This window comes from Microvirga sp. P4_G7 (assembly GCF_056401005.1).
Genome location: NZ_JBFUKD010000048.1, coordinates 1 through 11,099, shown reverse-complemented (window position 1 = coordinate 11,099; position 11,099 = coordinate 1). Strand labels below are relative to the sequence as shown.

Sequence of the window (11,099 nt, the reverse complement as noted above, 5' to 3'; positions counted from 1 at the left end):
GACCAATATCGTCCGCAATGCCGGCAGCCGCCTCCCCGCGCCGCAGGCGGAACCTGCGGGCGATCGGCCGGAACCGGCGATCGAACCCAACCTCCGACCGCAGGTCGATCCGGCCGCGCGACCGAACATCGAAACCCAACTCGCCGCTCAGCTCGGCGCCTTCATCCGGCGCCCGTCGGATGAATCCGATGTCGAGCAGGAACTCGCTCCCATCGCGTCCGTGAGCGCTCCGGTCTCGTCACAGCCACTCGCGCCGATCGTCGAGCCGGCTCTCAAGCCGACTCGCGTCGAGGGTTTCACGCGCCCGGTGCCCGAGTTCGAGCCCAAAATTCCCGAATTGTCGCGTCAAGACTCGTCCCGGCAGGACACCTCTCGCCAAGAGTCGTCGCCGGCGCGCTATGAGCCCCCTCGTCAGGAGCCCCCTCGCCAGGAGCCACCTCGCCAGGAGCCCCGCGTCGCCCCGACGTTTTCGGCACCGCCCCGCCCTGCGCCCGTTCCGCCCGYCCCTCCGGTCCAACCGGAGCCTCGGGTCGAGCCGCGCGCGGCCACGATCGTCGATCGCGCGCCGGACGCGGCGATCCTGTCGGACATGGCAAAGCAACTCGAAGAGGCTCTGAAGCGGCCGACGGCGCCTGTGCCCGTACCCGTCATCGAACCGGTCGAGATCGTCGAAGTCGAGGAAGAGCTCGAAATCGCAAGCGCGGAAGTATCCTCGCCGACCGTTCGCGTGGACGAGGACGAAGAGCCTTCGTCTGAGGACGAAGATCACGTCGCCGAAGAAGACGAGGAAGAGGTCGAGGAGAAGCCCGCCGACCGTTCCGGCCCGGCCTCGGAGCCCGCAGCAGTTCATCCGCCACGACCGGCGGCGCCGCCCGCCGCGCCGTCGAAACCGGCGAGCGACCCGTTCTCCGTCGAGGAGATCGAAGCCGAGTTCGCCCGCCTTCTCGGGCGTCCGACGGACCCCGACAAGCGCTGAGAAAACATCGTATGAACGAAAAAGGGCTCCCTTGGCGGAGCCCTTTTTCTTAGTCGTCGCGGTGAACCCGCTCGCTTCGCTCGTGCCGTTCCTGAGCTTCCAGGGACAGCGTCGCGATCGGCCGGGCTTCAAGGCGTTTGAGCGAGATCGGTTCGCCGGTCTCCTCGCAGAAGCCGTAAGAGCCGTCTTCAATGCGGGCGAGAGCGGAATCAATCTTGGCGATCAGTTTGCGCTGGCGGTCCCGGGCACGAAGCTCGATAGCGCGATCCGTCTCCGAGGATGCCCGATCAGCCAGATCGGGGTGATTCTCGCTTTCGCTCTGAAGGGCAGCGAGAGTTTCCTGAGCTTCTTTCAGGATGTCTCCCTTCCAGCGGATCAGTTTGCGCCGGAAATATTCCCGCTGCCGTTCGCTCATGAAGGGCTCGTCCTCAGTCGGACGATAACCCTCATCGATTGCGGTGTTCGTCATATGGGCCGTATTATCCCCTTGAACCTGGGGCCCCTATATATGGGGACAAGCCCGACCACAACGCGTTGTGTGCACCACACAACCTCAATCGCTCATCACGTTTCGCTTATTTTTGCGGCATTCCCGGCGCGTCTCAGACGAAAGAACGATTTGCCGCAGCGCTTGGCGTCAGCGCAGGCGCTGCCAAGCTTCCGCCACATCGGCCTCGACCTTGTGCGCGATCGGGAGGCGATAATGGGTCAGGTCGAAGTACAGATTCGGATCCCGATTCTCCGGCCGGTCGACCCGCCAGTCGATGAGCGCCGATTTGGCGTGGCCCTGAAGGGCGCTCGCGAGGGCCGCCTTGCATTCCTTGTCGATGTAACCGCGCGGGGATTGCGCCGGCGGCAGATAGTTTTGGTAGGTCGGCGGCAATACGAGAATGACCGCCAGATCCGCCGGCATCGCCGAGACCGCCTGCCGAAGCTTGTCCGCCACGGGGAATTTGCGCGTCCCCGCGAGAGGATCGCTCGGCAACGTTTGCAGGTCGATCTCGGGACGGCTTTCCAAACGTTTGCGCAGCACCGGATCCGTGGCGTAGCCGAGGTCGAGATAATTCTGCTCGTAGTTCCAGTACCCGTCCGCTGGCGCCCGCTCGGGATTTTTGCCGAAGATGTAGCCGAAGCGGCGCGGCACCTCTTCGAGGATGTCGTAGCGGACCAATCCCTTGGCGTATTCGAGTGGATTGGCACTGAAGAGCCAGAATGGAAACGGCTTGGTGTTCGGCATGGCCGGATCCTGGCCGCACCAGCTCTCGTCCGCACTGATGACGAGGGCCTTGGCCGGCTTTTGCCGCTGACGCAAAAACCAGTCGATGATGACGAATTGCTCTTTCGGTCCCGAGGCAGGCACGGACAATTGCACGAAATCGAGCCCGGTCGCCGCCTTCAGCCGTTCCGGCGACAGCAATTGGATGTGCGAATTGCCGATGATGGCGGCATTGAAGGTTTGGTCCCGACCACGGCTCGGGGCCGCCGTCCGCGGACCCTGCGGCCGCACGCCGGCCTTCGCGAACAACGTCGAGCGGCCGGTGTCGTAAGGATCGACGGCGAAGGCGACCGCCACGATAAGACAGAGCAGTCCCAAGGCGGCGGCGAGAAACGTGACGGCGAAACGCCGCCAGCGCGCCGAATCCGGTTCAGAACTGGAAATAGATGAATTCATAATTCGCATCATCGCCGATTTTGAACAGCACGATCACGAACACGATCGCGAAGGCGATCGCAATCCAGCGTCGGGGCGGCAATTTGTGAACGAACGTCCAGGCGGTCGGTCCGATGATCGCGACAGCGGCCGCGGCGACGATCGCCCGCCATTTGAAGCCGCCACCCCAGGTCGTAAGCCCGAAAAGTCCCTCATAGACCCGCAATGCGCCTTCAAACGTACCCGCCCGGAAGAGAACCCAGGTGAGGATCACGAACACGAGCGTCAACGCCCAGCCGACGATGCTCGGCATCGACAGGCCCGCCTTGCGCCACAGAACGCCGACGCACAATCCGAGGCCGTGCGCGGCGCCCCAGGCCACGAAGGTCAGGCCGGCGCCGTGCCACAGGCCTCCCAGCGCCATCGTCGCGAACAATGCCGCGAGTTGCAGAACGAGCCCGCGCCGGTTGCCGCCGAGGGCGATGTACAGATAGTCCCGCAGGAAGCGCGACAACGTCATATGCCAGCGCCGCCAGAAATCCTGCAGCGATACCGAGCGGTAAGGGACGTCGAAATTCTGCGGCAGGACGATGCCGAACAGGAGCGCCAGGCCGAGCGCCATGTCGGTGTAGCCGGAGAAGTCGAAATAGATCTGGAACGTGAAGCCGAGGGTCGCCTGCCAGGCTTCGACCAGGCTGACGGCGTTGCCTGCGTCAGCCGATTGAAAGATCGGATTGACGTATTCCGCCAACTGGTCGCCGACAAAGACTTTTTTCGCCAGACCCGCGACGAGAAGCATCATCCCGCGCGCGAACCGTTCCGCCGCGTCGTGGCGGCGATAGGGCCGCTCGTCGAGCTGGTGCATGATCTCGCTCCACCGCACCAGCGGGCCGGCGAGAACTTGCGGAAAGAAAGCGATGTAGAGCGCGTACCGGACGAGATCGTAGCGGGGCGCTTTCCCCGCCCGCAAATCCGTCAGGTACATGATGTGGTGGAAGGTGAAGAACGAAATGCCGAGCGGCAGCGCGATGTCGAATTTCGGCGCGTGGACGCCCGGGATCAAGCTCGCCAGATCGGCGAAGAAATTGAAATACTTGAAGATCGCCAGGACGACGAGATTGGCCACGATGGCGAGGGTGACGAGCGTTCCCGTCTTCGAGCGCAGGAAGGCTTGGGCGATCAGCCAGTTGACCAGGATCGAGGCCAGCAGCAGCGGCACGAACCGCCAATCCCAGTAGCCGTAGAAAACGAACGACAAAATCACGAGCAGCGGCAAGCGCCATTCGGGCCGAAAGCGCTCGACCAGCCAGTGCGTCAGAAGCGCTACCGGCAGGAAGGCAAAGAGGAAAATGAAAGAATTGAAGAGCATCGAGGCGGGACGTGATCAAACGGCTGGCGGCGCTTTCGTCCGCGCCTGACGGGGCGCTGTTGTGCGGGAACGCGCCTGCTACGTCAACCTGGAGGCAACCAGCCCTATTCGGCCACCGCTTCCGCCCGGCTGACCAATTCGCCCGCCACATCGCCGATCTTGGGGGTCTCCTCGCGGATGAACGGCAAGGGACGGCACACGGCCAAGGCGGCCAAGCCAAACCGCGCGGTCATCAGGCCGTTGAGCACGCCCTCCCCCAATTTCGCCGAGATGCGCGCGGCGAGACCAAGACCCAGAACCTGCTGCATCAGGCTGTCCCCGACCGCCATCCCGCCAGTGACCGCCAGATGGTTGAAGGCGGCCTTGGCGAGCCTCAGGAAGCCGAACAAGCCGGGCCGGCCGCCATAGATGCGCGCCAACGTTCGCAGCAGACGCACGGCCGCGAAAATCACGAAGGCAACGTCGACGATTGCCCTCGGGCTGACGGCGGTGACCAGGGAGACCTGCTTCGCGGCGCCGGCGATGGCGCGCTTCGCTTGCGCATCCAGCGGCGCGAGAAGCTCCCGTTCGGCGATCGCCAGCCGGTCGTCGGCGTCGATAATTTCATCGTCCAAATTTTTCAACCGCGCGCGACTCGGCGCAGCGCTGCTGCGTGCCTCGTAGAGAGAGCGGAGATCCGCGACGATGCCCTTTGCCGCCTTGTGATCCTTGACTGCCAAGGCATCGATCGCGGCTTCGCGCAGATGCTCGATCTTCTTCTCGCGCCAGATGCCGGCGACCTCCCGTCCGACGATCGCGACGAATGCCAGCATGGCCAAAGCGGCAAGGACCAGCGCCACCCATCCGAGCCATGGAGCGACCAGATAAAGATCGACGATCAGCTTTTCGATGCCGAGGCCGATGGCGAGCAGGACGAGGCCCGAAACGGCCGACAACAGGATTGCGACCCATGGCGCCCGGCGGCGTCCGCCCATCGGCACGACAATGCCGTCGGCGGCTTCGATGGCATCGAACGGCTCGTCGACCACTTCGATCGAACCGCTCGCCACGTCAGGATCATCGAGACGAAAGGCGCGAGGGCGGCGAGTCATGTGAGGCGATCCCCGATCAGGAATTCCAACGCGCGGTCGAGGCGGATATGGGGCATCCTGGCCATCCGGCCCGCAGCGTCGACCGGCAGCTTCGGAGGTCGAAACCGGGGAAAGCGGAACGAGCCCGGCGGGATCGCCCCGTGGAAAACCTCGTCGGCCTTCTCGGGCAATTCGCCCGGAAAGACCGCCGCTTCGGTTTCGCCGTCGAATATCTCGCCCTCGACACGCTCACCGGCTTCCGGTGTGCCCGCGACGGCCTTCAAGGTCTCGCGTCCCTCCCTCACCGTGGTTTCCCGCGTGGCGCGAACCGAGGCGAGCGCGACGGTGCCGACGCGGGCGCCCGCGGCTTCGGTCCGGCGAGCCGCCCGATTGACGAGGAGGCGAAGGATCGCATCGAGGCGGTCGTGATCCGTGTGGTGAATGTGGTCCGCCTTCGTCGCCGCGAACAACACCCGGTCGGCGCGCGGTGAGAACAGCCGCGAAAGCAGCGTATTACGGCCGGTGCGAAAGGCGATGAGGACCTGATCGAGCGCCTCCTCCAATTCCGCGAGCGCGGTCGGTCCGGCATCGATCGCCGCGAGCACGTCGACGAGCACGATCTGCCGGTCGATGCGCTGAAAGTGATTGCGGAAGAACGGCTTCACGACGTGGGTCTTGTAGGCCTCGTAGCGCCTTTCCATGAGCGCGGCGAAACTCCCTGCGGCGACCGGCTGTCCGGCGGGGAGATCGAGCGGCGCAAAGGTCAACGCCGGCGAGCCGTCGAGATCGCCCGGCATCAGGAACCGTCCCGGCGGCGTGGTCGCCACCGCTTCCGGCCCAGCACGCAAAGCGGCGAGATAGGCTTTGAAATCTTCGCTGGCCTTCGCAGCCAGCACCTCGTCGGCCGGCCCTGCCGGATCGAGCTCCTTCAAGGTGGCGTGCCAGGGCGCCGCGATGGAGGCGCGATCGGGCCGTCGGCTCGCCTCCAGCGTCCGGCGCGACCATTCCACGTAAGGTGTTTCGATCAGGGCGAGATCGAGCAGCCATTCACCCGGATAATCGACGATGTCGAGCGCAAGAGATGCAGGGCCAGATCGCCAGCCGCCTTTGCGCTCATAGTCAAGATCGACTCGCAATTCGCTGATTCGATTGGTGGATTGCGGCCAGTTTCGCTGATTGGTGAGCACATCCACGTGCTCCTCGAAGGGGAAGCGCGGCACGGCGTCGTCCGGCTGATGCGCCAGATACGCACGGCGAATGCGTCCTTCGGCAGAGGCCCGGAACGCCGGGAGATTGGTGCCTCGCGTGAGGTGATGGACCAACGCGGTCGTGAAGACGGTCTTTCCGGACCGGGCCAGACCCGTGACGCCGATCCGCAGGGATGGTTGGACAAGCTGCCCCGACGCCTCCCACAGCGACTGCGCCGCCGAGCCGGCGCGGGAGGCGAAATTTTTGATGGCGGACACGAACGCGAACCTGTCTTTCCCGAACCGAGGTCAAGTCAAGCTTGAAGGTGGGGCCTGATCGCGCCCTCTACAAGACATATCGCCGAGCGTGGCCGCTTCAACGCTCCAGGACCATTGAACCAGGAATGCTCAAGCGGCGCTTTCCCGCTCCAGCAATGCGCGCTTGCGCTCGACCCCCCAGCGATAGCCGGACAACGCACCGTCGGTGCGCACGACCCGATGACACGGGATCGCGACCGCCAAGGCGTTGGCAGCACAGGCTTGCGCCACCGCGCGCACCGCCTTCGGCGCGCCGATCCGGCTGGCGATCTGCGCATAGCTGGCCGTAGCACCCGCCGGAATTTCCCTGAGCGCTTGCCAGACCCGTTGCTGAAAGGCGGTTCCACGGACATCCAACGGCAGGTCGAGACCGATTGCCGGCGCTTCGACGAAGCCGACCACGGTCGCAATCCAATCTTCGAACGCTGCATCGCCGCCGATCAGATTCGCTTTCGGGAAACGGTCCTGCAGATCACGCAGAAGCATTTCGGGATCGTCTCCGAGAAGAATGGCGCAGACCCCCTTCTCGCTTTTAGCGACGAGGATGGATCCCAGCGAGCATTCGCCGACGGCGAACCGGATCTCGGCATTGATTCCGCCGGCCCGGTAATCGCTCGGGGTCATCCCCAGCATACTGTCCGATTTTTCGTAAAAGCGGCTGTTGGAATTGTACCCGGCGTCGAAGATCGCTTCGGTTACGGTCGCGCTGTTCGCGAGGCGATCACGCACCCGTCCCGCCCGGTGAGCGACAGCGTAATCCTTCGGCGTCACCCCTGTCACCGCCTTGAACACCCGGTGGAAATGGAAGGTGCTGAGGCCGACGGCCTTGGCGAGCTGCGCCAGGGTCGGCGCCTCCTCGGCGTCCTCGATTACCCGGCAAGCCTGCGCGACCGTCGCCGCATATTGCTCGTCGAGCGGTTTCTGGTCGGGCTTGCAACGCTTGCACGGGCGAAAACCCGCTGCAGCCGCGTCCGCGGCGGTCGCATGGAAACGGACGTTCTTGGGATTCGGCAACCGCGCGCCGCAGGACGGACGGCAAAAGACCCCGGTCGTCGCCACCGAATAGAAAAACGTGCCGTCCGCGGAACGGTCGCGCATAGCGACGCTGGCCCACCGGGGATCCTGATCCGCCGGCTCCAGCCGTTTCATCTCTCGTTTCACAAGGGCGTCCATCGCTGGCTCCTTCCAACTGTTCAYGTCGTGAGGGCCATTGAACATGTCCAGTCGTACAGTCGCACTCCGGCTCTTGCTTTCAAATCGAGAAACTGGGCCCTCATCAGCGCCCTTCGGCCTGATGATCGCCTTTGCGAGCCTCGATCACGCGCATCGTCGCGCGAGCGACCGCACCCTCGATCAGTTCCGGATGAGGACGAAGCATGCCGAGTTCGAACGAGGACATGGCAAGCATGACGGGAACAAGGTTCGGCAAGGGTGTGCCGTCCGCCGCAAAGAGCTTGAGGTCGTCGTTCGGCCCGACGTCGAGCTCCGTCACCATGCGATCCGCGTAGTTGCGCAGACGCCCTTCGTCAGGAGCGCATGAGGTCGCCGCCGAGGCGACGCGCGCCGGCTTCGCATCGGGTTGCCGCCCCGACGGCTTCGCCGGGACGGCCGCCGTCTGGCGTCGAGGCACGGCAACGACGGGCTTTTGCGGCGCGAGGCCAACTCCGGCGGCGATCTCCGGCATGCGGTACGAGGAACTCTTGAGTGCGCCGGCACGGGGAATCACGATCGACACGCGTCCGGACGACGCGCCCTTCTTGCCCGTCTTCGGTCCGCTGGCGGTCAAGCTGACCCGGTGAGCCGCGAGATAACGTGCCCTGAGCGTGCCGCCGATTCCCTTGACCGCGAGGACCATCCCGCCAAACCCGGAGATCACGCCACATTCGGCAGGGGCCCAACGGCGAACGATGTCGAGGGCAGATTTCCGATTGAAGTCGAGATAGTAGCGCCGCAGGAGCGTCGCCGCAGCGTCGGCACCGCGCTCGGCGGAGGCGAATCCGACGTGCCCCTCCCCGTCCGTTCCGATCTCTCCGTCCCAACGGGCGCTCTTGATGCACCAGTAATTGTTGAGTTTGACGCAGCGCGTGACGATGGGGCGTTGCACCCCGAGCAAGGTCGCCAGCACGACGACCGTCCCAGGAGTCAGGGCCTGGCTGGCCTCGTCGCGCCAGTTCGTCACCTCCCGCGCAGTGGCCTCATAGCGAGCGCCTACGATCTCCGCATCGTTCGCCACAGGCACCGGTTCCTCGTGCGCGCGCTCAAACGAAGCCGCGCCGTTGAGAACCGCGTTGCCGGCGATGAGGAGAGCCATGAGTGTTTGAGGCAGCATGGGGCGATGGTTTCGTCGAAACGGCAACCTTGCGGGTTCAATCCGACGAAAGATAGGCGCAATCGGCCGCCTGTCTAATCGTCCGCGTGGAACCCGAGATCCTGTGGTGTCACAAAGCGCACGAGCCTGCCCTCCCCGAGATCGACCGAGGCCCAATCCTTCGGCTCGAGATCGATCACGGCGAGCCCCGCGGGCGGATATTTGCGGTGCATGCGCTTGCGCGCTTCCGCATCACCGTCGACGGCCAAGAGGCCCGCGAGTTCTTCGCAGCCGGGATTGTGGCAGACGATCAGGAGGCTCGCGGTCGGCATCGGGACCGATCGCACCACGTCGAGAAGGCGCAGGGCGTGAGCGGCATAGATCGCCTCGACGATTTCCGCCTGCGTCGATCCGAGAGCGGGCCGCACGAGGTCCCATGTCTCCCGCGTCCGCACGGACGGCGAGACGAGCGCGAGATCGGGAACGAGGCGCTCGGCGCGCAAATAGGCGCCCATGCGCGTCGCCGCCTCACGCCCGCGCGAAGACAGCGGACGGTCGATATCGAGGACACCGGAGGGCGAGGACGCCTTGGCGTGGCGCAGCAAAATCAGACGCAGCATGGATCTAAACGTTCCTCGCGATCAACGCCCGTCCCGCCTGGAGATGAAAGCGAGCTTCTCGAACAAGGTGACATCCTGCTCGTTTTTGAGCAATGCACCATGCAGCGGCGGAATGAGTTTGCGCGTGTCGCGCTCGCGCAGCTGCTCGGGGCCGATGTCCTCCGAGAGCAGAAGCTTGAGCCAATCCAGCAATTCCGACGTGGACGGTTTTTTCTTCAGCCCCGGAACGTCGCGTACGTCGAAGAAGATCCGCAGAGCTTCGGCGATCAGTCGCTGCTTGATCCCCGGAAAGTGAACTTCGACGATGCGCGCCATCGTGTCGGGATCGGGAAACTTGATGTAGTGAAAGAAACATCGGCGCAGGAAGGCGTCCGGAAGTTCCTTTTCATTATTCGAGGTGATGATGACGATCGGGCGGCGCACCGCGCGGATTGTCTCGCCGGTCTCGTAGACGTGAAACTCCATGCGATCGAGTTCGAGCAGCAAATCGTTCGGGAACTCGATGTCCGCCTTGTCGATCTCGTCGATCAAAAGCACGGGCCGCGTCGGCAGATCGAACGCTTCCCACAATTTTCCGCGCTTGATGTAATGACTGATGTCCGACACGCGCGGATCACCGAGCTGGCTGTCGCGGAGGCGCGATACCGCATCGTATTCGTAGAGACCCTGCTGCGCTTTTGTCGTCGACTTCACGTGCCAGGTCAGCAGCGGCGCCCCGATGGCGCTGGCGATTTCCTCGGCCAGGACCGTCTTTCCGGTTCCAGGTTCCCCTTTGACCAAAAGCGGACGTTCGAGAACGATGGCCGCATTGACGGCTACGGTTAGGTCTTCCGTAGCGACATATGAATCCGTGCCGGCGAAGCGCGCCATTCCTGATCGATCTCCTGTGAATGACAGACCCTATGCGCAGGACGCGCCTTTCGGCAACCGCTACCCTACATTCAACTGCAAGGAATGTTTTGAGGGTCGAATGTCATGACGCAAGATCGCTACCACAAAGACCGGATCGGCAACCGTAAGCTGAAACCGGAGACCCTTATGCTCGGCTACGGCTACGATCCGACCCTGTCGGAGGGCGCCGTGAAGCCGCCGGTCTTCCTGACTTCGACCTTCGTGTTCAGGAGCGCGGAACACGGCAAGGAATTCTTCGATTACGTCGCCGGACGTCGCGAGCCCCCGAAGGGCGAAGCGGCCGGCCTCGTCTATTCGCGCTTCAACCACCCGAACGCGGAAATCGTCGAGGACCGGCTCGCCATCTTCGAGGAGGCCGAGGCGGGATTGTTGTTCTCCTCCGGCATGTCGGCCATCGCGACGACGATTCTCGCCTTCGCCAAGCCCGGTGACGTGATCCTGCATTCTCAACCGCTCTACGGCGGAACCGAAACCCTGATCGCGAAGACTTTGGCCAATCTCGGTATCGGCAGCGTCGGCTTTGCCGACGGGGTCGACGAAGCAAGCGTTCGCGCGGCGTCGGAGGATGCAATGGCCAAKGGCCGTGTGTCCGTGATCATGATCGAGACACCCTCGAATCCCATGAATTCCCTCGTCGATATCGCGTTGATGAAGCGCATCGCCGACGAGATTGGCGCGGAGCAAGGCC

11 protein-coding genes are annotated in these 11,099 nt (G+C 64.0%); 2 read left to right on the top strand and 9 right to left on the bottom strand.

The features are described from left to right. Window positions 1–976: hypothetical protein (locus tag AC1DT3_RS04615; RefSeq protein ID WP_477464068.1), on the top strand; the 976-nt coding region annotated here is incomplete at its 5' end. A 49-nt stretch (window positions 977–1,025) separates the two neighbouring features. On the opposite strand, the gene dksA is transcribed toward AC1DT3_RS04615, so the two are convergent. The 9 genes from dksA to AC1DT3_RS04570 all read right to left on the bottom strand — a co-directional run bounded on the left by dksA (window position 1,026) and on the right by AC1DT3_RS04570 (window position 10,369). Beyond that, window positions 1,026–1,445 (bottom strand): RNA polymerase-binding protein DksA, encoded by a 420-nt coding sequence (dksA, locus tag AC1DT3_RS04610; protein ID WP_477464067.1) that lies wholly within the window; start codon window positions 1,443–1,445, stop codon window positions 1,026–1,028. A 168-nt stretch (window positions 1,446–1,613) separates the two neighbouring features. Next, entirely contained in the window at window positions 1,614–2,648 is a 1,035-nt protein-coding gene (locus tag AC1DT3_RS04605) for a hypothetical protein (protein ID WP_477464066.1), read from the bottom strand. Beyond that, on the bottom strand, window positions 2,623–3,996 hold the full coding sequence (locus tag AC1DT3_RS04600) for an MBOAT family O-acyltransferase (RefSeq protein WP_477464065.1): 1,374 nt from the start codon (window positions 3,994–3,996) through the stop codon (window positions 2,623–2,625). The genes AC1DT3_RS04605 and AC1DT3_RS04600 overlap by 26 nt, the downstream gene beginning before the upstream one ends. Window positions 3,997–4,100: 104 nt before the next feature. Further along, complete coding sequence (locus AC1DT3_RS04595; RefSeq protein ID WP_477464064.1) at window positions 4,101–5,087, bottom strand: YcjF family protein; 987 nt, start codon at window positions 5,085–5,087, stop codon at window positions 4,101–4,103. Beyond that, window positions 5,084–6,532, bottom strand: a complete 1,449-nt coding sequence (locus AC1DT3_RS04590; RefSeq protein ID WP_477464063.1) for a YcjX family GTP-binding protein — start codon at window positions 6,530–6,532, stop codon at window positions 5,084–5,086. The genes AC1DT3_RS04595 and AC1DT3_RS04590 overlap by 4 nt, the downstream gene beginning before the upstream one ends. A 129-nt stretch (window positions 6,533–6,661) precedes the next feature. Beyond that, window positions 6,662–7,744: a bifunctional DNA-binding transcriptional regulator/O6-methylguanine-DNA methyltransferase Ada gene (gene ada / locus AC1DT3_RS04585; RefSeq protein ID WP_477464062.1), complete on the bottom strand. Its 1,083-nt coding sequence runs from the start codon at window positions 7,742–7,744 to the stop codon at window positions 6,662–6,664. A 103-nt stretch (window positions 7,745–7,847) separates the two neighbouring features. Further along, window positions 7,848–8,900, bottom strand: a complete 1,053-nt coding sequence (locus AC1DT3_RS04580) for a hypothetical protein (protein ID WP_477464061.1) — start codon at window positions 8,898–8,900, stop codon at window positions 7,848–7,850. Between the two features lie 74 nt (window positions 8,901–8,974). Beyond that, complete coding sequence (locus AC1DT3_RS04575; RefSeq protein ID WP_477464060.1) at window positions 8,975–9,499, bottom strand: SixA phosphatase family protein; 525 nt, start codon at window positions 9,497–9,499, stop codon at window positions 8,975–8,977. Between the two features lie 21 nt (window positions 9,500–9,520). After that, window positions 9,521–10,369 carry an AAA family ATPase gene (locus AC1DT3_RS04570; protein WP_477464059.1) on the bottom strand — a complete coding sequence of 283 codons (849 nt, stop codon included), beginning with the start codon at window positions 10,367–10,369 and terminating at the stop codon, window positions 9,521–9,523. Window positions 10,370–10,474: 105 nt separating this feature from the next. Between AC1DT3_RS04570 and AC1DT3_RS04565 the strand changes: the two genes are divergently transcribed. Next, window positions 10,475–11,099, top strand: a 625-nt coding sequence (locus AC1DT3_RS04565; protein WP_477464058.1) for an aminotransferase class I/II-fold pyridoxal phosphate-dependent enzyme, incomplete at its 3' end; no start/stop codon positions are given.

Excerpts from the sequence above, each read along its gene's own strand:
- dksA (WP_477464067.1), bottom strand. The coding sequence starts at position 1,445 with ATGACGAACACCGCAATCGATGAGGGTTATCGTCCGACTGAGGACGAG.
- AC1DT3_RS04605 (WP_477464066.1), bottom strand. The coding sequence starts at position 2,648 with ATGAATTCATCTATTTCCAGTTCTGAACCGGATTCGGCGCGCTGGCGG.
- AC1DT3_RS04600 (WP_477464065.1), bottom strand. The coding sequence starts at position 3,996 with ATGCTCTTCAATTCTTTCATTTTCCTCTTTGCCTTCCTGCCGGTAGCG.
- AC1DT3_RS04595 (WP_477464064.1), bottom strand. The coding sequence starts at position 5,087 with ATGACTCGCCGCCCTCGCGCCTTTCGTCTCGATGATCCTGACGTGGCG.
- ada (WP_477464062.1), bottom strand. The coding sequence starts at position 7,744 with ATGGACGCCCTTGTGAAACGAGAGATGAAACGGCTGGAGCCGGCGGAT.
- AC1DT3_RS04580 (WP_477464061.1), bottom strand. The coding sequence starts at position 8,900 with ATGCTGCCTCAAACACTCATGGCTCTCCTCATCGCCGGCAACGCGGTT.
- AC1DT3_RS04575 (WP_477464060.1), bottom strand. The coding sequence starts at position 9,499 with ATGCTGCGTCTGATTTTGCTGCGCCACGCCAAGGCGTCCTCGCCCTCC.
- AC1DT3_RS04570 (WP_477464059.1), bottom strand. The coding sequence starts at position 10,369 with ATGGCGCGCTTCGCCGGCACGGATTCATATGTCGCTACGGAAGACCTA.